Here is a 21,107-nt window from a genome sequence, read left to right as displayed (position 1 = left end):
AACTCTCCTCTCTCCCGACCTTCGTTGGGGTCAATCGGTCAAAAACCTTTAGTACAGTGCAACACTGTCGATTTGCATCGTTTCCTCGACATCCAAAATGCCGAAATGATTTCGCCAATAAATCTCTGTATGGAACCGAACCGGCAGAAAAATATCCTTGATTAAAGCGAGCTTGGCATGTGCGGTTTCACTCTCCGACTGCCCGACGTAAATCAGTAGCTCATCTTTTTCTTCGCAATTGGCGTAAATGGTAGAGTGAGAGAAAATTTTGCGCATCGTATCCTTGAGCAGGTACACTGCTTCGCCGGTCTCATACAAGCGCAAAATATTGCCTGCGATAATCTCTCGCTCCTCTTTGGTAAAAAGCCGGATATTTTCCTGTACCCGACTGCCGAATAGACCCGCTTCCAAGTCGCGCAATACAAAGCGGATGTGGTATTCACGCTTGTTCATCCCCTGCGACAGATCGATCTCGGCTAGCAAATGGATGATGATATCAAACAAGGTATGCCGAAGCTCTGCATCTTCCGAGTAATTGGCGTCAAAAAGGTCACGGAAAATATCGTCGAAGCGGTAGTACGGATTCACTTCTACTGTCTTGTCCACCGTTTTGGCGTTGATGGCCTCATGACTCAGCTCCATGTAGGGCGAATACACTTTGGCCGCTTTGAACTGGATGTCTTTATTGGCGATCCCGGCGCGTTTTGCACGAATAACCAAATCCCAGATGTAATTCAAGCCCATTCTCCTTCACACTTGTATTCCGGAAAATACATCTGAACCTCGGAGACGAGGAAGCTCATCCTATCTTGGAGAATAAAGCTGTTCGCCCCGCGTCTCCGAAAGCCGAGAGCCATGATCTTCTTGTCGTTTTCTACACGAACGTTATCGCTAATGAACGGATTCAAGCCGTACGTCGCGGGAGGACGATTGTTTTTGTCCCGAATCTCAACATTCACTAGCTCCAGCTGCTCAGCGGCTTCAAAGGAATGAACGATTCGGATAATCTCTCCTTTGGCTCGTACGGTCATCGCCTGCTTCCGGGCATAGCTCCCAACAAAGCTGTTTTTGCGGCGATTGGACACTAATTCATAATCGAGTCTTCCGATACGGGTCGTGACAGGCTGTGTAATTTTACATACGTTCCAAACTCCCGACTTCTCCTGAGGCGAGACTATTGTCAGTTCTTCCGGTGACCGCTTGATGTAGCGAATCAGCTCCTCATCTCCATCCACCAAATAACCGTGCTCACTGCCTGTCTTGCGTAACGACAGGACATGCTCGAAGTTCACCCGGTCAATGGCAGGTACGGGAAAGCCGATGTTTTTTAAAGCCAGACGCTCGATGTTCCATAGCGGAATGACGTCCAGCTTTTTGTAAGGCTCCCACTCATCGAGGGTAATCGACATTTCCAGTATCTCTTCGTCTTCTGTAAACGTGCCCTCACAGGCAACCAGAATGACATCGAAAAACTTGCTAGCGTAAGGGTGATTCACCGTTTTCCACGGCATCCCGTTCTTTTGAAACATGTTGTACAGCTTTTCCAGCTCATCCATATACACACGGCTTTGTTGGAGGCGCACTTCGATTGGATAGTGATTGCCTCCCGTATTCAGCCGACCCTTGAAGGTTCGCTTGCTCATCATCAGCGCCTGTATCTTGTCGTACTCACACTCTAAAAAGATCGTCATCATGACCGCTTCTTCCTGGTTGCTGAGTTTGACCGCCAACTCTTTGCGATCACATATCTTCTTTTCCTCATCGCCAGGGATCATCGGGTACAAATACTCGTGAATCGGGTCAAAGTCATCGCGATGACAGAGGGTCACGTAGATGTCATGCTTATCTTCCTTGTCCTCAATCTCGGTAAAAACACGCTCCTCCAGCTTCTTCTGCATCTCCTCCTGATACTCGACTAGGTTGAGGAAGACACCGTTCATGATCTGCTTGAGCAATCTGCGCTGCTCCAGCTCCTCCATTTTGTTCAAACGATCCAGTACGATCTCTTTCATGGCGTTTTCGCTGCCTCCTCCTGTGTCGGGTTGGCTGTAGCTGGTGGATTAGCTTGTGGTGGCTGAACTGGCTGAGTCGCCGGAGCTGTCGCGGCTGGCGGGACTGCTTGATTGGTCGGCGCTACTTGGGCCGCCGGAACTGGCTGGTACGTTGGAGCCACCGGATTGCCTGGGACTGTCTGGTTCACCGGGGTAGTTGGGTTAATCGGAGCCGTCTGGTTCACTGGTGCCGTTTGATTCACCTGAACTGCCTGAGGTTGACTCGCAGCACTCGTCCCTTGCACAGGTGGCTGGCCTGCTGGCGCACCTGCCGAAGGCGGAGCAGCAGGAGGATTCAGCTTCTCCTCTGCCTTTGTCACCTTGCGTTCCACCGCCAAAACTTTCTCCAGCACACCAATCTCCTGATAAATTTCCTGCGCCAGCGTATACGATTGGATCGCTCCCTCGAAGTCTTGCGCCGCATAGCTCTCATCGCCTTGCTTCTCCAGCTTGTCGCCATCGAGAGTCTTCTTTTCCTTATCGATACCAGTCTTTTTGGAAGCTACCTCGTCCAGCTTGGTGCGAAGCTCCTTTTCTCCTGTTACAAAGGACGTTTCCAACGCCAGCTTGCGCGCCTTTTGGTAATAGGCTTCTGCACCAGCGTAATCTTGCGCCTCAAACAAGAGATCGCCTTCCTTTTTCCACTGCATGACGAGCACATACGATTGTGTCTTTTCTTTCTTCTCCAAAATCTCCGGTTCGTTAAAATCTTCGCGCCCTTTCATTTCCTTGAGCGCCTTGTCGTACTTCTCCAATGCTTTGGCATACTGTTCATCTTTTACAGCCGTATCTCCATCCACGATCAACTGTGTAATACGGATTTTTTTCGCCAAGAGAGTGGCCTGAATTTTGTTTTTGACGATATTTGCAGCATTTCTGGCATCGCTGTATGCCTTTAGTGCCTTCGGATAATCGCTCTCCGCAATGAAAGCGTCTCCGGCTGTTTCATGCTCAAACATCCCTGTCGCAGCATCCGCGATGCGCTCCGCTTCCTTCATCTTGAACAGCAGAGCCCCGCCTCCAGCCAAGGCAAGCACGAGAAGGATGAGTGCCACCCGTTTGATAATCCGCCATTTTTTTTGCGGGTCTGTCTTGAATATTTTGTTCGCAAAAATAGCGGCTGCCGTGTAGTTTTGAATGACATGCTCTTGCTTGCTCAAAAGCACGTCTTCCAGCGTATCGATCCAGGCTTCTGGATCTTTTGCCTCTTGAAGCCCGTCATGCATCTCGGCCGGATTTACCTTCTCCCACAGACCAGGGGTGGCAAGCAGAAAAACATCACCGTCATAGAGTGGGAGCTTCTTGGAGACAAACGGGCGAAATTCATTGGGCGTCCCCAAATAGCTCAAGAGATTATGTCGCTCCTCGTGCTGATCAAGCGCGTCCTCTGCGATTTCCTCCCCATCCACCATCTGTTGGGCAAGACTCTGATCCTTGCTCTGCCATTGCAATCGACCATTGCGAAACTGATACAGCCGGGTGTTACCAGCGACCCCGTACCTCACTCTGGCATAGTCCGTTACGATTACAGTCAAGCTCGCCTTTAGTCTGACGCGATGGCTCTCGGCTTGCAGGACACGATGGGCCTCCTGCAAATAGCGGCGAATACGATAACGCGAAATGGACGGCTTCTGCAAAAAGTAGCCCAGAACGCTTTTGGCCGCCAACTCCGCACTTTCTACTTCCTGATCGTTGTCTAATCCGCGGGCGATTACCCAGCACGCGATATCATCCAGCTCGGCGAAGGCAAAGTAATCCTTGTTGCGAACGAAGCTGCCTGATTCGGATAGAAACCCGGTAATGAATTCACTGTTGTCCTTTCTCATTCGTACTACCCGCTCCCCCGTTACCAGCCTTTTTCCAGGATGAGAATGGTTGCGTTGTCCTGATTGGCTTTTTGCTTACTTTCCACCGCTTCAATGATTTGGTCAGCCGCGTCATGGGCAGCGATTTTTTGGAACAAAATCTGCTCCAGCTCCATCTCGGTTAACGTATCGTAGACGCCGTCACTACAGAGAATGACCTTGTCTCCCTTCTCAAGAGGAAACGGCTCACGGCCAATTTCGATATTTTGAAAACTCTCGTAGCCCAAGTAGTTGATCAGCTGTTTTTTCTGCGGATGCTCCAACGCCTCGTCCTTCGTAATCTCACCGGACAGAAAACGCGCCTCCAGCACCGACTCATAAATATCTTTTTGATTGATCGGGATGAATTCTCCGTTCCGGAAAACGGTAATGATACTGTCTCCAACCGCTCCCCAGTACAGCTTGTCCTCGACGATTACGCCAGCTACCAGCGTTGTCCCACCCCGACTTCCTCTCAGTGTCTGCAAAATCTCCGAATTCGCAAGGGAAGCAGCCCGTGAAAAGAAGAGGGACATATGCTTCGGATTGTCGAGCTTTGTAAACTCACGGATAAAAGTAGTCACGGCAAGCGTTGAAGCAAGTCTGCCGTTAGCCAGTCCACTGATTCCATCAGCCAAGACCGCAATCGTCCCATGAGACGATGTTGCCGTAGAAAAGTAATCATCCTGCTCTTCTCGTCTGCCGATCGTCTGTCCATTTCCGATCTGGATGACAGGATTCTTTTCTTCCCGAATCAAAGCTGCACGTAGACGAAACAAAAGAGTAATGGCAATGATCACGCCAAGGACGACCAGATACGGGATTGCGCCCTGTTGAAACATGCTCATCATTCCTTGCCTTTGTTGGAGTTGTCCCACTCGAAGTGAACACCGCACAGCGGGATGAAAATAAAGGTACTCTTTCCGAGCTGGAGCACATCGTACGCAGTGAGCTCAACTGGAGTGTACACCGCTTCATTGTTATGATAGGCAAGCCCGGACGCATCACCCGGGAGCAAGTAAAAGTTGCGTTTTTTCGGATCGTAGACAATTACCGCATGATTGCGGCGAGAGATCGTGTTGTCTCCGACGATTCGGATATGCATATCCTCTGCGCGACCGATGAAGTTCTTCTCCGCCATAATGCGGTAATCTTGACCTTGTTGCGGCCCCTCAATACATACCAGCCAGCCGGTAACAGGCTCAATTCCTTCTGTTTCCCCCAGGTACGGCATCGTCTTATCGTCGTCTGCCACTCTCGCTGGTGCTTTGTTGTCCGGTTTCGCCCCAGGCTCAACGACCATACTGCAATAAGGGCAGGTGCTTCCGTGTTTTCTAGTGCTAAACATGTGACCATTCGCGCATCTTGTCAAACTCATTCTTCTGCTCCCCCGTTTCGTTCCGTGCAAGGACGATATATATGTGTAAAAGCGATGTTTACCCCGTTGTTATTTCAGCAATAAGCGGGTATTAGCTATGTAAATGACGTCGCCAGCCTTAACTTTATGCGGCTGTTCAATCTCCAGCTTGCTCTTGTCGCGTTTGTTCGGCTGCTTGATGCCTGTGCCGTTTTTGGAATGAATATCCTCGATGAACCAGTCCCCAGACGCTTGATTCAGAACCGCATGCTGCTTGCTGATCAAGGCAGCGTATTCCGCATCCGCCAAGTCGATGTCGACCTCGTTTTGCGCAGAGCTTTTGCCGATCAAAAGGGATGTCTCCCCTTGGATGAACCACTCCTTCACGCTCTCTCCCTCTTCATCTAATAGAACCAGTTTGGTGACGCCATCCTCTTTCTTTGGCTCCGGTTCGTCGGGGCTTCCGAATCTGACGATAATGACCCCGAACAAAAAGAGTCCGAAGGCAATTCCTGTAAAAATTTTCAGAGCGTTGCTGTCCGTATAACCAAAGACATAAATGAGTGCACTAATCACAAGAATGGAAATCAGCAGCTCTATGAGCTTCACTCTGATGGACTTTTGGTACCCTTTTTTCTTCGCCACATCTTTACCCCCAATCAACTACCTCAAAATGCTCTTGTTCAAAAATTTGTCTTTTCAGCACCGAGAAAGTTACGTGAACCTGAAGAAGGAGGAGCGCAGTGTAGGGGACCTACATGAGCACCGGACTTCAAAGGTGAACGTAAATTTCGATGCCGAATTACCTTCGAGAATGACTTCGTGATCAAAAGACGAATTTTTGAACTTCCTTTTAAGAAAAATGCTCCGAGCTTTGGGAGAATGGTGTATGTATGGACATCCATCCAAAGACAGGAGCAGGTTGCTACTACCTCTATGTCATGAAAGAGCTGTCATCCAAGCCCGATTTTTCCATTTTATTTTTTCTTCATGCGAAAAAACTGTTCAAACATATCCGTCGTATCCAGTGGATTTTTCTTTTCGGATTTCATGGTGTTTGGATTAATCTCTCCTGTCTTCGGATGAAAACCAAAAAATCGTTCAAAGGTGCTCCCCAAATCCTCGAAGTTCACACCCGCTGCAGACTGTGCTTGCTGTTTGCTTTGTCCTTGTTTTGTGCTGCTTGTATGGCTGGTCTGTTGTTGTTTCTTTTGCTGAAAAGCTTCGTAGCGCGCGTCGTACGCCTCGCGCAAGGCTGGGTCCTGCAATGTCTGATAGGCCTCGGTAATTTCTTTAAAGATTCGCTCTGACTCACTGCTCCCGGCATTGACATCCGGATGATGCTGCTTTGCCAGTTGACGGTATGCTTTTTTGATGTCATTCGTGGAAGCTTGTTTGGTTAGCCCCAGAATCTCGTAATAATTTTTCATTCTCGCACCCTCTGTCTGGCAATGATTTTGGTTATTTTGTAGAGCCGTACCTCGAACACGGCTTTCGAGATACGGCTCTTCCTACCTTACTTCTCTCAAAACCTAAACAGCGTAGCCGCCTTCGATTTTGGTGAGTTCGGTTTTGTCTTTCTTTTGCTTGATGAAGATGCTGAATGTTCCTACACCCTCGGTATCACCGAAGCTCTCGTTGTAATCTACTACGAAAGCGTTCGGGAAGTAGATTTTGCGGATCACTTGATCAGCAGCGATTACTTCCAATGTTACTTTGCGGTAGCAATCCGCTTTTTCTGCTGGTACCAAAGACCAGAGAGCCAGCTTCATGGTGTCATCCGCACTGTCACCATCTGTTGCAGTGATAATTTTGCCAGTCAGTTTCAGTGTTGCACCCACATCTGTGGAGCGCGCGTTGGAATCGTCTGGCGTGTCAGTGTCGTACTTTACTGTCTGAATGTTGTCCATGCCCAGCTCAATTGTTTCAGAACCTTCTACTTTGAGTCGAAAACCCATGAATAAAACCTCCTTGAAATGAAATCTTGCTCTCGAATTACCTGATTGGCTTCGAGGCTTATGTGTAAGGGTGCGTTTTGGAAAACACACCTCTAACCACCTGCGTAATGTGTCAAAAAGTTTCATAAACAGCTCTCCAGGGGATCAATGCTATGCTTTGACCGGAGTCGTTCCTTTGGTGATGGTGACCTCCAGGTTTTTCACATTGCCGTTGAACACCAGATCGATATGGCACAGATTGCTCTTATCATCGATGATGTAGCTCATGTCATCACCATCGTGAATGATGGAGTTCACGAAGCCGCGTGTGCCCAGCCATTTGCTTTTTTGGCTGCTCGGATTGTTACTGAAGAACTTCACGATGTTATCGTGTTTGAAATCACCCGTCTGGAAGCGGAGAATCCGCTCGATATAGGTGCTGACCAGTGTTTTGTAGATGGAATCAAAGCCGTCCTCTGCCATGGCGAGGCTGCGTGCCTTGTACACCGTGATGCGCTTGATATCTTTGCCTTGGATTTGTGCATTTTCCGAAGAGAAGACGAATCCAAAGTTTTTGCGGTTGATGGAATCTTTGATGTTGTTGGTGAAGCCAGAGATTTCTTTGGCCATTGTGGTGATAGCGCGCAGTCCATTTTCACCTGCTTCGATGTCAAAGCGCACACCCGGATATTCGCGGCTAACCACTTTGAATGTTTCGCGCAAGTACTCTGGACACTGGTATGCTGCCACGACACCAGCAGCTACATAGCTGGCACCGACGTAAACACCCTCGATCCACAGCTTCAGGATGTCTTCTTTTTCCTGGGACAGCTTCACGCCGTCTTCGGTTTTCAGCATTCTGCTGTCTATGACGACTCCTGATTTATCTTTCGGAATAATCGTGAAGTTCGGAATGCACGGGATAGCGAATTCGCTAAATTCTTTGCGCACCAGAATTCCGCACTTGTCGATGTATTTATCAATACCCGCTGTCGCCATGCTGTTGAAGGTCGTCTCTTCACCTGTACTGAAGCTGAAGAACACTTGTACCTTGAAGTCCTTGACGACTTGAAGCAGCATGGTGAGCGATTCCATCGTATTGCCGTCCTGCTTGACGACTTTTTCATTCCCACGGAAACGCTCGCGAGTCACTTGTGCTTTTCCAGCGGAATCCATATCAACCGATGGCACGATTCCGAACCAGATCGTATCCGTGAAGTCGTTTTTCGCGTTGACCGTGTTCAGATAAGTCTCCAGACGTGGAATGTTGCTGCTTTTCACGAGCATGTCGAGCTTCGTATTCGTGATCACCATAGCTGGCTGCATGCCTTTGTTCTTGGTCACGTACTGATCGAAGAACATCTTCACGCCCAAAATTTTCTCGACCAAAGGCTTCACCGTTTTTACGAAGTCGTCCTTGGCGTTTTTGTAAAACTCCAGATACGTATTGTAGTTCTGTACTTCTGTCTCAATGTTGACTTCGGTATGTACCGTCGGCAGCGGGCAGAAGGTGCGCACCACGAGATCTTTTACATAGGAGGATGGCGTCTCTGTGATCGACTCGTAATCCTCTTCGAAAACGTTCATCAGTCCGTTTCCGCTGTTTTCATCGAGAACCATCAGCTCGCGGCTGTCACTCTTCGGTGCCTCGATGATCTTCAGTTCTCCGTCTTCCCCAATCGTCAGCATCCCGATCTGAATCGCTTCGGATTGGTTCTCCTCTTGTGCGCCGCCCAAGAGCAGTCGTGTTTTGATATCTTCAATCGCCAGCGGCAGCATTGCCATGACGTTGTTGTAGTTTTTGCTCGCATCCTCGAACATCGTGTTCAGCTTGTCACCGAGATCGAGCTTCTTCGGATCGCCATCATCGAGCTTTTCGTAATGACCGTACAAGTAGTGAATCTCTTTGCGCACCTGACGGATGTCATCCATCACTTTTTTCGGGGAAATCATATCGAGCAAATTCTCGAATTTGAAATCCACGTTGGTGATACCTTGGCTACGCTTCGTATCAATCAGGGTAAACAGCATTTTCAAGAAGTCGTTGCTCTGATCGATCTTGATCTCGGAAATCGCATCCTCTGCAATTCCGTCAGGCTTTTTCAAGGTGTACATCACTTTTTGGTTCGCTGCATTGTAGAACGAATACACACTTGGGGAGAACTTGTCCAAAAATTCATCGAAGCTGCGAACGAGGAGATGCTCGTTGATCTCCTTGATCTTGTCGTCGCTGAGACTGTCGATGCCTTTTACATCTCCAACAATGGTGATCAGGTCCAATTTTTCCGGATTGATCTCTTCGAACAGCATGGTTCGGTTGGTCTGGTTAATAATGTCCATAAATGGCCCCTTTCTGTTGTCTACATAACCACTTAGTCCTACTTGATAGATGATGAGTCCTACTCCACGAATAAAGATACAAATCGTGACATTTATACCAAAAACAAACAAAAAATCTTGCCTTTAAATTAAACTTTGCCCGCATTATTTGTCAACATTCCGCAGATTGTGACAAAATCCCTATGCCTCTGCGACCATTCTCAGTATTTAGACCCATTTTATTCCACGAATCTTCCTTTTCTTGGATTTCCGTTTTATGCTGAAGACACAGAGTCTCCTTTCCTAGGTCTTCGAAAAAATAGGGATAAGCCTCGTCTTGTCCACTCTCTTACTAGGAAAGAAGCACAAGGACTGATAGATATTTCTCCCTAGTTGCCGCTGGGGAGTATTATGCATTCACCTCATATTTACAAAAATGGGTGTTATTAACTTTTATATACATCGGCAATAGGAAACCGATCTTTTATACGAACAAACATTTATAGGTAAATCGTCCCATTTTAGTAAGTCATGAACTTTTTAAAATTTTTTTCAGAAAAAAGGTGAATGTATGTACAAAAATCGTCAGTCAACCCTCTCTCTGCCGCCACTTTTTCGACTGGTGGTCATTGGACTGCTCCTTCCCATGCTCTTCTTGTCCGCCCCTCTTACTGCGGGGGCAAATGGAACAGCAGATGCGGGAGTAGACGCGGTCTTTGTCATTGATACGAGTAATTCCATGAACAAAACAGACCCTGGCAAAACAGCCGCTGAGGTCATGAGTATGTTCATTGATATGAGCGAAGCCACGCGTACCCGCATTGGCTTTGTCGCTTATAATGATCGGATTGTACAGGCTCAGTCTCCAGCGAGCATGGCAGAAGCAAGAAATCGGGAACAGCTCAAGCGAACCATTCAAGGGTTGCGTTACTCTGGGTATTCGGATTTGGGGCTCGGTTTGCGCAGAGGGGCAGAGATGATTGAAAAAGCAAAGGACCCGGCTCGCAAGCCATTTTTGATCCTTCTCTCAGACGGGGGAACAGATTTGCGGCAAAATGCGGGTGGCAGGAGTGTGGCAGCATCCAACAAGGACGCAGAGACAGCTATCTCGAAAGCAAAAGCGCAAGGCTATCCGATCTATACGATTGGCCTCAATAGCGATGGCTCCGTCCAAAAGGATCAATTGAAAAAAATCGCAGAGGCAACAGGCGGAACTTCCTTTGTCACACAAAGCACGGATGATCTGCCTGAAATCTTCAATCAGATTTTTGCCAAGCATATTCAATCGCAGCTCGTGTCGGTGGCAGCCATGACAGCTACCGGGGGCTTACAGGAAGTGACCGTGACCATTCCTAACTCCAGCATGCAGGAAGCGAACATCATCCTGTTGTCCAACAATCCGCTGCTGGAATCGCAAGTGTACTATCAATCGCAAAATGTGCATTTTATGAAATCTAAAAAATACTCGCTGATGAAAATAGAAAAGCCGAAGAAGGGAAACTATCTCGTTAAATTTAGAGGCAAACCCGGGGATTTGGTGAAAATCAATTTACTGGGGAATTACAGCTTGATGGCTGGTGTAGAGGTCAAGCCTGAACCTGTTATTAAGGGGAATCCTGCTGCGTTTACTACCTATCTCCACCATCTGGAGGGTGGCAAACGACTGGAAGACAAGGATGTGTACGCTTCTATGCAAGCAGAACTGATCGTAAACGATCTTGTGGGGAAAAAAGAAGAAAAGATCCCGATGAAGAATCTTGGTGATAGCTTTACGGTCGACTACGTCTTCCCTCACACGGGCAAGTACGAGTGGAAAATCTTTATGAACGGCCCGGACTTTTATCGCGAGACGACTTCGAGCGTTTTTGATATCACGAATATCGCGCCAGTTGCTGCCTCGGTCAATACCTTGACGATCGAGAAGGAAAACGGCGAGCAGGCAATTGATTTGGGTTCGTTCTTCACGGACGCCAATAACGACAAGCTGACCTATACCATCGTCACTGCTGATCCCGACGAACGATTTGTCGCTACGATTCAAGACGCGGCTCTGAAGCTGTCACCAGAGAAAAGTGGCACATCAGAAATCACCATTACCGCCACGGATGCGGAAGGAGCAAGCGTCACAGGCCCGCTCGTCATTACCGTGCACTCGGTATGGGATCGCTACATTACCATCGGCATGATTGTGTTGCTCGTAGCAGCGATCGGCTACGGTGTTTACCTGCTTACACGTCCCAAGCCTGCCTTTGTGGGTCGTCTGGAGGGGTATTTCCTGCACACGGCAAGCGGCCACGACATCCCTGTCAAGTTTTGGCCTCTCGCCTCCTTTGGCAAAAAACAACGGATCACGTTGCAGGAGCTGTTCACCAGTTTGGATGTGAATGAGCATTTGCCCGAAGCGCAAAAGATTTACTTCCAGCCAGGAAAAAATCAGACGCTGCTTCTAGTCAATAATAGTCACTGCACAGTTGAGCGGGGCAAGGAAACCATGCCCCGACATAAAAAGCTCGTCCTCCAATACAACGACAAGGTGTATGTGACCTTCGAGGATCGGATGACCGAGATCGAAATTCGCTTTAAGAAATCATCTAGTGAGGAAGCTTCCTAAGAGAGAAGCGAGCCTTTCCTTTCCAAATCAGATGCTCTGCACGAATCGCTGTCGCAAACAGCTTGAGTGTGGGGCATCTTTTTTTCGAGTCGACGGCCAATCCCCACATAATGACATTCGCGAGCAGCAGCGGAACATCAGGGTTGATCTTTCGGATCGATGGTAAGTGATCCTCAATCACTCTTGCCGCCACATCAACGGGACGCTCTTTGGTTAGACAGTAATACAGCGTGGCAGCCAGGCTGTAAATATCCGAGATGACTCCTTGCTTGGATTGACCCGAGTAAAACTCAAGCGGTGAATATCCTTCTGTCGTCACAATCGGCTTGGGTTCATCATTCACGAAATAGATCGCGGAGCCAAAATCGATCAGCACAGGCTGACCAGCTTCGGTGACCAAGATGTTTTTGGGCTTGATATCGCGATGAATGATGCCTTTTTTGTGCAAATAGTCTAATCCGTCAAATACCGGAAGTACCGTCTGATGCAAAAATGCTCCCAGATCAAGCTCGGCTTGGGCTAATACATACGCATCCAGCGTCTTCCCTTTGCAATAGTCCACGACGAGATACCCTGTACCATTTTCGGCAAAATGGTCGATGTATCCGATGATATTTTCATGATTTAGTTCTTTGTGTAGGGACGCCTCTTGCCAAAAGCCGTCTAGCAGCATGTCGAATTTGGTTTTTAACGATGGTCTGCGACAAATGACCTTCACGTGATCCAAATCTCGCATCGCCAATGCTTGAGGGAAAAACTCTTTGAGAATGAGTGTCCGCTTGCTTTTCATATGGTAGACCACATACACATTCGACAGCTCACTTGTGGAAATGGTCTTTTTGATCCGATAAGCTTTTTGCAGGATCGTGCCTTTTTTCAGACCTCTTTCCCGCTCTACCTGTCCCATGTCATGGCCTCCCCTATCTTTCCTCTCAAAAAATGATAACGAAAGATGGGGGATTCTGGCAATACAGTTTCGAGAGATGGTAGTTCTATGGATTATGCCTCATAGAGTGACAGGCTGTTTTTCTCGGCTATGAGTCGTTCAGCACTCTTACTAGTGTATGCGGCTATTTGGTCATAGAAATCGTTACCGATACTGAATCGTTTCACGCCCAGCTCTGCCAGCTTATTTGTGTCCGTCAAATGCGGCCGTGACAAGACATTCAGCGGTGCTGGCACTTGTTGCACAATACTTCTCATCTCTTCTTCCGCACATAGCCCGGGGACAAATATGCCACTTGCTCCGCTTTCCACATAGGCTTTTCCTCGCAAAATCGTTTCCTCGAAAGGATCATCCTTCCGAAAATACGTATCGATTCGCGCATTGATATAAAATCCTTGAAAACCATGAGCGTCCAAGGCGGTTCTCATTTTTTGCAGGAGGGCTGCCTGCTCTCCTATCTCTTTTAATCCCGGCTTCGTTTTAAAAGAATCCTCAATGTTGATGCCAGCAACGCCCAAGTCAGCCGTTCGCAACACATTTTCCACGACGGTGTCTGCATCTTCACCATAGCCTGCTTCGATATCTGCTGAAACCGGGATGTGGACGTGGTCTACGATCATTTTGATAATCGCTAGATGGAGCCCAAAATCGATCTTTTCTCCATCTGCAAAACCAAGTGATGCCGCGATTCCCCAACTCGTCGTACCTATTGCTTGAAAGCCACTCTTCTCCAGAGATCGCGCCGAGAGTACGTCCCAGGCATTCCCTAAAAACAGAAGATCGTCCGTATGATGTAGCGCGTTGAATTTTTGAATGTGATTCATTTTAGCACCCCTATTCAAATCATTACTTGTGAAGTTTTATCACAGCTTTTTCTTTGATGTTGCCGCTGCTCCCATAAGTACTGGCCGCGTTGATAGAACGGAAGCGCGATAAAAGTCAACAGCATGAGGATGGCGAAGATGATTGGCCCTTGCCCAAAGCCGAGTACCTGAAGCAACACCCCACCGATCCACGCACAAACACTCTGTCCAAGGAAGGCAAAGCCGCTGGCGCCGTAATACGCTCCACGCAAATGCTGGGGAGCGATCTCCCCGATCAGGATATCTCCGACGACAAAGCACAAGATTTCGCCGATCGTAAATACCACCATCGCCACGGAGAGCCAAAACAAATCCGTAAATAGCCCGAAACCGAACAGCCCCAGCCCAAACAATAGACAGCCCAGCTTCAATGCGGTCATCGATGAGTACCGCTTCATAAACTTCGCAAGCGGATATTGAAGCGCTAAAACCGAGATGGTATTCACCACAAATAAAAAGGAATACGCCTCTACTCGATCATGCCCAATGTACTGCGAGAGTGTGGTGTCCAGATGTGAGTAGGCACCAGCGACGAACAAATTCCCGAGCAACAAGTAAAGAAATACTTTGTCTGTAAAAACAATGCGTGCCATCTGATTCATGGTGACCGGATCAGCAGCCACGTCCTTCTTCAGCTGTTCCTTGAATATGACCATAAATACTACCAACACAGCTGCATACACGGCAAAAATGATGGCTGTGACGAGGAACGGTAATAAGGATGTGCTTCCTGCGCCCAGCTGCAAGCCGATTAACGGACCGATTGCTCCACCTAGGTTGATCGCGAAATACCTGGCGTTGAAAACAGCTGCCCGCTGCTCATCCGACGTGACATCCGCCAGCAGGGCACGGGCTGTCGGCTCAAATACGTTTCGAAAAAGGCCGTTACAAGCACTTAAAACAAAGAACATCCATGTCTCCGTCGCAAAAACGTACCCGATCAAGACGATACTCCAAGCTCCCATCGCAGTGATCATCACTGGATATCTGCCCAATCGGTCTGACAGAGCTCCCCCAGCAAAGCTGCTAATCGTTCCGACCAGCAAACTGAGTGCGAGAATCGAGCCAACAATCGCCGGATCAATTCCTTTTACCTTTCCTAAATAAATGCCTAAAAACGGAAGTGTCATAAAAAAGCCTGTGCGTGACAAAAAGGTTCCGATAATGACACCCCATGCCACCGGATGAAATCTCATTCTCCCCATCTCTCTTTCCCATTCCCGTTTGTTATCTCTCGTGTTATCTTCAGTATATGGAACTAGAAAAAGGGGAAAAAGGGTTCGATTTGATTGAATCTGATCACCTTTTCGCACATGCATTTTTATATGAGAAATGGGGGCCTGCATGGTTACCGTTCTGCATTTTTTAGAGCTTCGTTCGTTTTTTCATCAAGAAGAAATCGGGAAACCGTTCCCTGTCACCATCGAAAAGTTAGCTGGGATTTGGCACTGTACGCCTCGCTACGCCAAGCTGATTGTCCGTAAGCTAGTCGAGCTGCGTTGGGTCGAATGGAAGGCGGGACGCGGGCGAGGGAATGTCTCTGTCATGACACTTCATGCTGATTCCGATGAAATCCTCCTCGCCGAGGTGAAGCTGCAAATAGACAAGGGCGACATCAAAGAAGCAATGGAGCTCATGAATCGCTACGGCAAAGCAGCCGTCAAAGACCAGATCATGGATTGGCTCTCGGAAGGAATGGGCTTCTTACGCCACTCAGTATCGAACCGTTCCCAAGATATCATCCGCTTTCCGGTGTACCGCACGATTGTGACGCTGGACCCCGGTCACGCTTATTATCACTTCGATGCCCATTTGGCGGGACAGATATTCAATACGCTCGTCCATTATGATCCGAACAGTCGATCTATTTTGCCTTCCATCGCCCACTCTTGGGAAAGCAGCTCAGATGCCAAGCAGTGGACCTTTTATTTGAAAAAGAACGTGCTTTTTCACCATGGACGGGAATTGACTGCCCATGATGTCGTGTTTTCCTTGAATCGACTACGTTTTCATCCAGACACGTATGAAGCAAGCTGGATGTTTCGTGACATAGAACTGATTGAGGCTATGGACCAGCGAACCGTGCGCATCCTGCTAAAAGAACCGAATTACTTGCTGTTGCGGCTATTGGCAACGATTCCCGCAAGCATTGTTCCAGAAGAAATCGTTCGGCAGGATGAGAAAGGCTTTGGAGAAAAGCCAATTGGAACCGGCCCCTTTCAGCTGACCCGCCTTGACGAGGGGATCTGTATTCTAGAGGCATTTTCAGCTCATTTTCTTGGGAGACCACAGTTGGATCGTGTGGAAATTTTGATCTTCCCCGAGTTGGATATGGGGCGCCTAAAAGAACCAAACTGGGCATCAGTGATGGTGTCGCACGGTGTCCAGACGAAAGCACAAGCATTGAAGGAAGCAGTCATTCAGAATGGTCAGGACTGGTGCGATACGGAGGCGTTTTTTTCCTGCTGTAATTTGCTTGTTTTTAACCAGTGGAAGAGCGGTCCGCACAATCATATCAAGTTCCGCCAAGCGCTGGATAGGCTGATTGACCGAAATCAAATGATAGCCGATTTGGGCGGAGATCGCTTCCACCCGGCAAAAGGCTTCCGCACGTATCACCCTGTGTTAAGGGAGGTAAGAGCGAGAGAGAACCAGCAGCCCTGCCATGCTGAGATCATGTCCCTGCTACAGGAAAGCGACTATCAGGGAGAAACATTGCGTCTCGTGACCACAGCCTACCATGAAGAAGATGCGCTGTGGATTCAACAACGATGCGGCAATTATGGCATTCATCTGGAAGTCGCCGTGAGAGAACCATGGGAGTTTTCGAATCGCGATTGTTTGCCTGAACATGACTGCCAGCTTTACGGCAATGTGTTTAACAGCGATCAAATTAGCGAGCTGGAGATGTATTTGCAAAGAAATTACTTTCTCCCCGCATTTGATGAAACATTGGCTCGGGCGATCAACAAGGAGATTTGCTTGACGTTCCAGGAGCCAGACCGGCTTGCTCGGGAACACCATCTCGCCAGGATCGAAGCCATGATCAAGGAAAACTATGCAGTCTTGTATCTGGTTCAGAAAAAGACGCTTACGTTCTTTCACAAGTCTTTGCGAGGCGTGTCGATCAATTCGTCGGGCTGGCTGGACTTTCATAAGATCTGGTTTCAGCCGGATGTGTTACAGCAGTTTTAAGAAGGATCTGTGGTGGAGGAAGAAGTGCATTTCCAGTCTACGCTTCGGCCTCCGCCCCGCAAGGTGGGGAAGACTGTCCTCTCCGAAATGAATGGCGGGAGCGCTTCAAACGTAGAAAGTTTCGAGGAAGTATCTCATAAGTGAAGCTGAAATTCCCCGCCATTCATTTCTACGCTAGGTAGGGCTCCAGAGGCGCTTGGACTGGAAATGCACTTCTTCCCACGCGGCTTTTATTCACAACAGTTTGAAGTGTCGTCCTGGAAGACGTTATGAAGCTCCCCCTGGGTTGACCTTCAAAAACGCTGTAAACTAAGCAGAAAACAATAGCTGTACGGAAGTCCTGTCACATGTTTGGAAGGAGACCGCCCGAACGAAGAGAGGATATAGGCGACTGGAAAACATGTGGCAGGGGTTCTCCCCGACCACAACCGTCCGGGGACATCTTTATTTTTTCATGCTAAAAAAGCAATCCAAGAGCGACCTTGGACTGCTTTTTTCTAATAAGAAACTACTTTGACTGGTGATAAACTTCTTTACCTGCTACAAAAGTCATCGTCACGGCAAATTGTGTATTCAAAACCGTGATATCTGCATCGTAGCCTGCTGCCAGGCGCCCTTTTTTCTCACCCACGCCGAGGATGCTTGCTGGGGTCAGGGAAGCCATTTCTACTGCATCTGGCAAAGAAACACCGCTCAACGTCACCATATTGCCGACCGCCCGATTCAGCGTCAGGATGCTTCCGGCAAGTGTTCCATCTGCGAGCTTTGCCTGATTGTCGTGGACGTGAACCTCTTGTCCCCCAAGGTCGTACGTCCCTTCGCCCATCGCAGCCGCCCGCATCGAATCGCTGACGAGCGCGAGCCTTTCAGCCGTTTTGACCCGATACAAAATCTTCATGACTGCTGGATGTACATGGATGCCATCTGCGATCAGCTCTGTGCTCAGCTGCTCATGATACATCGCGGCGCCCACTACACCCGGCTCTCGATGATGCAGCCCTGTCATGGCATTGAAGCAGTGTGTAAAATGGCGTACGCCCGCATCTACCGCTTCCGTCGCTTGGGCGAACGTAGCGCCTGTATGTCCAGCAGACACGATGACATCGCGTTCTTTTAACCAAGCAATCGCTTCGAGTGCTTCCGGTTGTTCAGGCGCAATCGTCACGACCTTGATCAGACCTTCTGAAAGCCCGTAAAGCTTTTGCACTGCATCGAGCTTGGGTATCGCAATGTTTTCTTCTTTTTGCGCTCCCTTGTAACGAGGATTGATCCACGGACCTTCCAGATGGATGCCGATCGCTTGTGCCCCCGGAAGCCCTTCTCTGCAGTTCTGCGCGATGTTTACCAGCACCTGCTCCAATTGATCATAAGGAGCCGTCATCGTCGTCGCCAAAAAAGACGTCACCCCATGCCGTGCAAGTGCAGCTGAGATGGCCTGAAGTGATTCCGGTGTCCCGTCCATCGTGTCGTATCCGTCAATCCCATGCATGTGCATATCGACGAATCCAGGACAAATCCAGCCATCCTCTACTATCACCACCTGATCTGGCAAAGCTTTTCCATATTCATCTGCCTTGCCAGCATAGGTGATCGTTCCATGTTCCACGACTACGAGACCATTATGCAATTCCTGTCCATCTGCGACAAGGTTCCCTTTGAGAGCGTATTCCTGGTTCAATTTGATTTCCTCCGTCTTTAGCGTGGCTTTCTTTGCGCGTTTATTCTACCGGGGGCTGCCCCAGATTGCTGCAAATCCTCGTCGTCTCCGCTGCCAGCTTTTCAACGAGCTCACTCGCGCTAATTTCCTGGCTGAGTGGAGCTGCCTGTCCCGCCCACATCGACATGTACGCACTTTGCTGCTGCTTGCCCGCTGCGGCTCGAATGTCTTTGGTCAGGGCATTTTGTACCGGATAGGTCGGGAGCTCGGGATCAAGTGGGGCGAGCGTTGTCATAAACTCATTTTGAATGCCCCTTGCCCATTTTCCAGAGAAAGCACGTGTCATCACGATGGACTCTTCACGCGTCTCCAGAATGGCTTTCTTGTGCAGGGCATGTGCTCCGCTCTCTTTGCACGTTAGAAAAACCGTTCCGAGCTGTGCCGCCTGTGCCCCGAGCGCGAGTGCTGCTGCGATCCCCCGCCCATCCATGATCCCTCCAGCCGCGATTACGGGAATCTTGACCCGATCCACCATTTGCGGGACGAGCGCCATTGTTCCAATCATATTGCTTGGCGAATCCGGCAAAAAGGACCCACGGTGCCCGCCTGCTTCGCTGCCTTGAGCGGCAATCATATCGACTCCGCTCACTTCCAATGCAATCGCTTCGCGAACGGTTGTCGCTGTTCCGATGACAGTGATTCCCCGCTGCTTCAACTCTGCCATCAAGCGATGATCGAGAACTCCAAAGGTAAAGCTAAAAACGGCGGGCTGTTCCTCCAAGACGACAGCCATCTGCTCAGCAAACGGCTCTGTAAATTGCGTCACCTGCGGATTGTGCGGGATGCCCAATCGATCTCGCACATCATTCATTGCCTGGGCAACGCCTTCTGCGATCGGCTGGTCGGTATCGAAATCTTCCGGAATAAACAGATTCACGCCAAATGGTTTGTCCGTTAGCGACCGAATGGACTTGATCGCCTCACGAATCTGCTCAGGAGACATATACGCAGCACCGAGCGTTCCGAGTCCCCCTGCTTCTGAGACAGCGGCTACCAGGGCAGGTGTGGTCGCACCCCCTGCCATTGGCGCCTGAATAATCGGCCATTTCAAATGTAAACGGGAAGTGATAGGATTGTTTGTCCACATGATTTTTTCACTCCTCAACTAATTGCGAACCCATTCAAGAAACTGAGCCAATACCCGAGCGGTTAACCCCCAGATGACACGCCCGTCCACCTCGTAAAACAAATGCTCGACTGTCCCTTTTCGCCACGGATATCGCTTGCCACCTGGGATCAGATGATAAGGAAAATCCTCTTCCGGCTCGGTCATGACAGAGGAAAGATACTTCGCTGGCTGTGTTGCCAACAGCCGATCGAGTGGAAGGATAAAGACCTCTCCGACCTCGTCTGGATTCGGCTTCATATCTGGAATTCCTTCCACGTATCCAATAAAGGGCGTAATGATAGAGGAGCCTGGCCCAATCACCTGATCCAGTTCGCCTACAAAATGAATCTGATCAAGTGGAATACCCAACTCCTCGCTTGTTTCCCGAGCAGCCGTCGCCCAACGGGATTCGTCGCTCTTCTCAGATCGCCCTCCCGGAAAACAAACCTCATTCGCCTGTCGCCGCATGGTACTTGCTCTTTTTTCAAATAAAATGCCGAGCTGGTTGTCAGCCATTTTGACGAGCGGGAGCAAGACACTGTATGCGCCGCTCGTCCCTTGTTCACGTTCTTGCAATCTCTTGGAAATCTCCTTGATGGCAGGAGCAAGGGAAGTCGCCCCTGATTCCTGTGGCAAGTACTGGGAGACCTCGATCAAATTATGGTCCGGATCACGCAAATACACCGAACGAATCGGCCCGGTGGCGCCTGTTTTTTCAACAGGTCCTTCCACCAAATGGACGCCGCATGCATGAATATGCTGGATAACTTGCTCCAGTGGAAGCGATGTGACAAGACACAGATCAGCGGAGCCTGCGACTGGATGCATCGCTTTTGGCTCCCATTCTTGTCCGATTTGATGCAAATTGATTTTTTGCTGGCCGAAGTGCAGGGCCTTCCTGCCGTCGCCAAAGGTTACAGCCTTCATTCCCAGGACTTTTTCGTAAAAGTGACAGGTTGCTTCGATGTCTTTTACCGTCAAAACCAAGTGGTCTAATCGATCGATCATATGCCTTTACTCCTTCTCGTCCCGATACATGCTCATGCTGTTATTATAACAAACACAAGACGGTTGCTTCTTCTCCCCATTGTCCTCCAACATTTCCCTCTTTTCAATTCCCAAATTGCCAGTTCTCCACTTCGCCCTATACAAAAACGAG

General features: G+C 49.0%; 17 protein-coding genes. 2 read left to right on the top strand and 15 right to left on the bottom strand.

What is annotated here, in order from left to right; translation table 11 throughout:
• Positions 1 to 48: 48 nt before the first annotated feature.
• The 9 genes from ACFVS2_RS16310 to ACFVS2_RS16270 all read right to left on the bottom strand — a co-directional run bounded on the left by ACFVS2_RS16310 (position 49) and on the right by ACFVS2_RS16270 (position 9,529).
• A complete protein-coding gene (locus ACFVS2_RS16310; RefSeq protein ID WP_173618739.1) occupies positions 49 to 744 on the bottom strand; it encodes an iron-dependent peroxidase in 696 nt (231 codons plus the stop codon).
• On the bottom strand, positions 735 to 2,012 hold the full coding sequence (locus tag ACFVS2_RS16305) for a normocyte-binding protein (protein WP_390235612.1): 1,278 nt from the start codon (positions 2,010 to 2,012) through the stop codon (positions 735 to 737). The genes ACFVS2_RS16310 and ACFVS2_RS16305 overlap by 10 nt, the downstream gene beginning before the upstream one ends.
• Entirely contained in the window at positions 2,009 to 3,877 is a 1,869-nt protein-coding gene (locus ACFVS2_RS16300; RefSeq protein ID WP_390235609.1) for a PP2C family protein-serine/threonine phosphatase, read from the bottom strand. Before ACFVS2_RS16300 ends, ACFVS2_RS16305 begins: the two co-directional genes overlap by 4 nt.
• Positions 3,878 to 3,897: 20 nt before the next feature.
• Positions 3,898 to 4,737, bottom strand: coding sequence for a PP2C family protein-serine/threonine phosphatase (locus tag ACFVS2_RS16295; protein ID WP_390235606.1), 840 nt, complete (start codon positions 4,735 to 4,737; stop codon positions 3,898 to 3,900).
• 5 nt (positions 4,738 to 4,742) lie between these two features.
• Positions 4,743 to 5,273 carry an FHA domain-containing protein gene (locus tag ACFVS2_RS16290; protein ID WP_017252081.1) on the bottom strand — a complete coding sequence of 177 codons (531 nt, stop codon included), beginning with the start codon at positions 5,271 to 5,273 and terminating at the stop codon, positions 4,743 to 4,745.
• Between the two features lie 69 nt (positions 5,274 to 5,342).
• Positions 5,343 to 5,897 carry an FHA domain-containing protein gene (locus ACFVS2_RS16285; RefSeq protein ID WP_173618743.1) on the bottom strand — a complete coding sequence of 185 codons (555 nt, stop codon included), beginning with the start codon at positions 5,895 to 5,897 and terminating at the stop codon, positions 5,343 to 5,345.
• Positions 5,898 to 6,229: 332 nt separating this feature from the next.
• Positions 6,230 to 6,682 (bottom strand): J domain-containing protein, encoded by a 453-nt coding sequence (locus tag ACFVS2_RS16280; RefSeq protein ID WP_390235604.1) that lies wholly within the window; start codon positions 6,680 to 6,682, stop codon positions 6,230 to 6,232.
• A 102-nt stretch (positions 6,683 to 6,784) separates the two neighbouring features.
• The gene (locus tag ACFVS2_RS16275) at positions 6,785 to 7,210 is read right to left on the bottom strand and encodes a hypothetical protein (protein WP_007728098.1); all 426 of its coding nucleotides are present in this window, start codon (positions 7,208 to 7,210) and stop codon (positions 6,785 to 6,787) included.
• A 150-nt stretch (positions 7,211 to 7,360) separates the two neighbouring features.
• Positions 7,361 to 9,529: a transcriptional regulator gene (locus ACFVS2_RS16270; RefSeq protein ID WP_390235601.1), complete on the bottom strand. Its 2,169-nt coding sequence runs from the start codon at positions 9,527 to 9,529 to the stop codon at positions 7,361 to 7,363.
• Positions 9,530 to 10,079: 550 nt separating this feature from the next.
• On the opposite strand from ACFVS2_RS16270, the gene ACFVS2_RS16265 reads away from it, so the two are divergent.
• Positions 10,080 to 12,119 (top strand): VWA domain-containing protein, encoded by a 2,040-nt coding sequence (locus ACFVS2_RS16265; RefSeq protein ID WP_390235598.1) that lies wholly within the window; start codon positions 10,080 to 10,082, stop codon positions 12,117 to 12,119.
• Here ACFVS2_RS16265 and ACFVS2_RS16260 read toward each other — a convergent pair.
• The 3 genes from ACFVS2_RS16260 to ACFVS2_RS16250 form a co-directional block, all read right to left on the bottom strand.
• Positions 12,100 to 13,026 carry a serine/threonine protein kinase gene (locus tag ACFVS2_RS16260; RefSeq protein ID WP_390235595.1) on the bottom strand — a complete coding sequence of 309 codons (927 nt, stop codon included), beginning with the start codon at positions 13,024 to 13,026 and terminating at the stop codon, positions 12,100 to 12,102. The two genes, ACFVS2_RS16265 and ACFVS2_RS16260, sit on opposite strands and share 20 nt — an antisense overlap.
• Positions 13,027 to 13,118: 92 nt before the next feature.
• Positions 13,119 to 13,889 carry an isocitrate lyase/PEP mutase family protein gene (locus ACFVS2_RS16255; RefSeq protein ID WP_390235593.1) on the bottom strand — a complete coding sequence of 257 codons (771 nt, stop codon included), beginning with the start codon at positions 13,887 to 13,889 and terminating at the stop codon, positions 13,119 to 13,121.
• Between the two features lie 14 nt (positions 13,890 to 13,903).
• Positions 13,904 to 15,124 (bottom strand): MDR family MFS transporter, encoded by a 1,221-nt coding sequence (locus tag ACFVS2_RS16250; RefSeq protein WP_390235590.1) that lies wholly within the window; start codon positions 15,122 to 15,124, stop codon positions 13,904 to 13,906.
• A gap of 148 nt (positions 15,125 to 15,272) precedes the next feature.
• Here ACFVS2_RS16250 and ACFVS2_RS16245 point away from each other — a divergent pair, with 148 nt between their 5' ends.
• On the top strand, positions 15,273 to 17,123 hold the full coding sequence (locus tag ACFVS2_RS16245) for an SgrR family transcriptional regulator (protein ID WP_390235588.1): 1,851 nt from the start codon (positions 15,273 to 15,275) through the stop codon (positions 17,121 to 17,123).
• Between the two features lie 508 nt (positions 17,124 to 17,631).
• Here the strand turns inward: ACFVS2_RS16245 and nagA are convergent.
• From nagA to ACFVS2_RS16230, 3 genes are read right to left on the bottom strand one after another with little or no spacing between them, the layout of a single operon-like run.
• The gene (gene nagA, locus ACFVS2_RS16240) at positions 17,632 to 18,801 is read right to left on the bottom strand and encodes an N-acetylglucosamine-6-phosphate deacetylase (RefSeq protein WP_390235586.1); all 1,170 of its coding nucleotides are present in this window, start codon (positions 18,799 to 18,801) and stop codon (positions 17,632 to 17,634) included.
• A 40-nt stretch (positions 18,802 to 18,841) separates the two neighbouring features.
• The gene (locus ACFVS2_RS16235) at positions 18,842 to 19,927 is read right to left on the bottom strand and encodes an NAD(P)H-dependent flavin oxidoreductase (RefSeq protein ID WP_390235584.1); all 1,086 of its coding nucleotides are present in this window, start codon (positions 19,925 to 19,927) and stop codon (positions 18,842 to 18,844) included.
• An 18-nt stretch (positions 19,928 to 19,945) separates the two neighbouring features.
• Positions 19,946 to 20,956, bottom strand: coding sequence for a VOC family protein (locus ACFVS2_RS16230; RefSeq protein ID WP_390235582.1), 1,011 nt, complete (start codon positions 20,954 to 20,956; stop codon positions 19,946 to 19,948).
• Between the last annotated feature and the right edge of the window lie 151 nt (positions 20,957 to 21,107).

This window comes from Brevibacillus sp. NPDC058079 (assembly GCF_042885155.1).
GTDB lineage: Bacteria > Bacillota > Bacilli > Brevibacillales > Brevibacillaceae > Brevibacillus.
The sequence above is the reverse complement of the archived record's forward strand: the minus strand, read 5'-3'. Positions and strand labels throughout refer to the sequence as shown.

What these genes read in the sequence shown, in the direction of transcription:
- ACFVS2_RS16245 (WP_390235588.1), top strand. Translation starts at nt 15,273, where the DNA reads ATGGTTACCGTTCTGCATTTTTTAGAGCTTCGTTCGTTTTTTCATCAA.
- ACFVS2_RS16295 (WP_390235606.1), bottom strand. Translation starts at nt 4,737, where the DNA reads ATGTTTCAACAGGGCGCAATCCCGTATCTGGTCGTCCTTGGCGTGATC.
- ACFVS2_RS16270 (WP_390235601.1), bottom strand. Translation starts at nt 9,529, where the DNA reads ATGGACATTATTAACCAGACCAACCGAACCATGCTGTTCGAAGAGATC.
- ACFVS2_RS16290 (WP_017252081.1), bottom strand. Translation starts at nt 5,273, where the DNA reads ATGAGTTTGACAAGATGCGCGAATGGTCACATGTTTAGCACTAGAAAA.
- ACFVS2_RS16250 (WP_390235590.1), bottom strand. Translation starts at nt 15,124, where the DNA reads ATGAGATTTCATCCGGTGGCATGGGGTGTCATTATCGGAACCTTTTTG.
- ACFVS2_RS16255 (WP_390235593.1), bottom strand. Translation starts at nt 13,889, where the DNA reads ATGAATCACATTCAAAAATTCAACGCGCTACATCATACGGACGATCTT.
- ACFVS2_RS16230 (WP_390235582.1), bottom strand. Translation starts at nt 20,956, where the DNA reads ATGATCGATCGATTAGACCACTTGGTTTTGACGGTAAAAGACATCGAA.
- ACFVS2_RS16235 (WP_390235584.1), bottom strand. Translation starts at nt 19,927, where the DNA reads ATGTGGACAAACAATCCTATCACTTCCCGTTTACATTTGAAATGGCCG.
- ACFVS2_RS16275 (WP_007728098.1), bottom strand. Translation starts at nt 7,210, where the DNA reads ATGGGTTTTCGACTCAAAGTAGAAGGTTCTGAAACAATTGAGCTGGGC.
- ACFVS2_RS16310 (WP_173618739.1), bottom strand. Translation starts at nt 744, where the DNA reads ATGGGCTTGAATTACATCTGGGATTTGGTTATTCGTGCAAAACGCGCC.
- ACFVS2_RS16305 (WP_390235612.1), bottom strand. Translation starts at nt 2,012, where the DNA reads ATGAAAGAGATCGTACTGGATCGTTTGAACAAAATGGAGGAGCTGGAG.
- ACFVS2_RS16265 (WP_390235598.1), top strand. Translation starts at nt 10,080, where the DNA reads ATGTACAAAAATCGTCAGTCAACCCTCTCTCTGCCGCCACTTTTTCGA.
- ACFVS2_RS16260 (WP_390235595.1), bottom strand. Translation starts at nt 13,026, where the DNA reads ATGGGACAGGTAGAGCGGGAAAGAGGTCTGAAAAAAGGCACGATCCTG.
- ACFVS2_RS16280 (WP_390235604.1), bottom strand. Translation starts at nt 6,682, where the DNA reads ATGAAAAATTATTACGAGATTCTGGGGCTAACCAAACAAGCTTCCACG.
- ACFVS2_RS16300 (WP_390235609.1), bottom strand. Translation starts at nt 3,877, where the DNA reads ATGAGAAAGGACAACAGTGAATTCATTACCGGGTTTCTATCCGAATCA.